Origin of the sequence: Mesorhizobium sp. M5C.F.Ca.IN.020.32.2.1 (assembly GCF_004023105.1) — a bacterium.
GTDB lineage: Bacteria > Pseudomonadota > Alphaproteobacteria > Rhizobiales > Rhizobiaceae > Mesorhizobium > Mesorhizobium wenxiniae.
This window is the reverse complement of the sequence record NZ_RZSX01001110.1, coordinates 1-1737: the sequence shown is the minus strand read 5'-3', so window position 1 is coordinate 1737 and position 1737 is coordinate 1. Positions and strand designations below refer to the sequence as shown.

At 60.0% G+C, this 1737-nt stretch carries 2 protein-coding genes; one reads left to right on the top strand and one right to left on the bottom strand.

All coding sequences use genetic code 11. The features are described from left to right. Positions 1-1283, top strand: a 1283-nt coding sequence (locus EOA86_RS39050; RefSeq protein WP_164892269.1) for a hypothetical protein, incomplete at its 5' end; no start/stop codon positions are given. Positions 1284-1337: 54 nt separating this feature from the next. Here the strand turns inward: EOA86_RS39050 and EOA86_RS33390 are convergent. After that, a partial coding sequence (locus EOA86_RS33390; RefSeq protein ID WP_128345444.1) for an SOS response-associated peptidase family protein occupies positions 1338-1737 on the bottom strand: 400 nt, incomplete at its 5' end.

Genomic DNA, 1737 nt, shown 5'->3' with positions numbered 1-1737 from the left:
GCGTGAAATCAACTGAATCCTGGAAGCGCACGACCCGGCTCCTCCTGTCCGACATCTTGCCGGAGATTCGTCGAACGGCCGAAAATGACGCAGTGGCTGAAGTGATGAAGGCGCCGGCTATCGTCCAATGGCTCGCAACGGAAAGGAACGACCTAGCCCCCACGCTTCGTGATCCCGCTTTGGTCCCCCTGCTCGAGAAGCTGCCCCGATGGCCGAGAGGAGTTCCGAACGCTCGCGAATCCGAGTTCAGGACTTGGGAGGGCGCTCATGCCACTGACGTGCTTGGGTTTGCCGCTGCGCGACGCGGCGAGGAGCGTGTTGTTTCCCAGTTTCCGGCCGGAGCGCCCGATACGACAGATCAGGTTCGATGGTTGCGTTTCAACGCCCTTTGCCTTCAACTCGCGATGCTGATCGACCAGGCGAAGGCGGCGTCCTTCAAGGTACAGCTCGTACGACAAGTCGTGCAGGGAAACAGCCTGGCCGCCCTGCTCTGCGTCCGATCCTTGATCGAGCATCGGGCGCTGGCCGTCTGGCTCCCACACCAGGTCGGATCCTCGTTGGATGCAGTGGCCAGTCAGATCCAAGCAGACGGGACACTTCCCGAACTCGGGCGACAGGCCGAAACCGCCCTGGCGAATTTTCTAGCTGGTCAAGGGAGGGAAACCAGAGAAGAGCGGCGTGCTTGGGTTATGTCCGAGCAAGGCGGCGCGCGCGTCGCCTGGCTAAATCTCAAGAACATCGTGGAGACGGCATTTGCGGAAGATGACCGATTCCGGACGCTCTACGCGTTGTCCTCCGCCGCAATGCATGCGCGATCGTACCGCGGAATCGAATTGCTGCTCCGGTTTGCGGACGTCACGGCCCATTCCCGTCATATCGGACTGCTCGTGCTGGAGCGCCTCTGCAACCGGAATGAAGAGATGGATCATTTGTCGGCCGCCGCCATGGCATCCAATCAGATGGATCATGCCGCGGCCTTTGGGGGCGCAGCGGCAGCGGCGACTGATCGCATCGCCCAACAGGTGTTCGGGCATTTCCAGGAAGTGTTCGTTCAGGGCCTTGACTATTCGGGAGATGGCACCAACGAGAATCCATTCTATTTCGAGCCTCATCTCGAATATTACAAGGCCTCGTACGCGCTGCTCGCGCAATTGGGAGTCAGTCCAGGTAGCGCAAAGCGCATCTTGGACCACGACGTATTTGGTCATCTTTGCGACAAATGGCATGGGCCTGATCGAGAGTATTGGTTCAAAGTGCCCCTCGATAGAGATCAAGCCCCTTGAGTAGCCACGGGATGCTTGCACGCTACAGTCGTGAGGCTCGGATCGTCCTTCTTGTCACCCGACCTGATCGACGCGCAGCGATCCCTGCGGGAGTCGCTTGATCAGGGATTGCGCCGGTATGGCGGGGTCGAGCCAATCGGCCCAGGCGTGGCGTTCTAGAATGACGATCTGCCGGTCGTGGTAGGGCGTGATGTCCGGACCCGGTTCCATAGTCAGCATGGTGAATGCCTCGCCGACGTCGTCAGTCTTCCGCCAGATGCCCGCGATGCAAAAGATCGGCCCGTCTCGCTTCGTGAACAGCCACTTGTCCTTGCGTTTCTTCTTTGGATCCTTGGGGTCGGTGAACTCGTAGAACCCGTCCGCGACGATCAGGCAGCGGTTCGAGCCGAATTCCCTCCCCTCGCTCCTGAAATTGTAGACGGGCCGCTTGTTGGGTCCAGGCCAGCTCCATCGC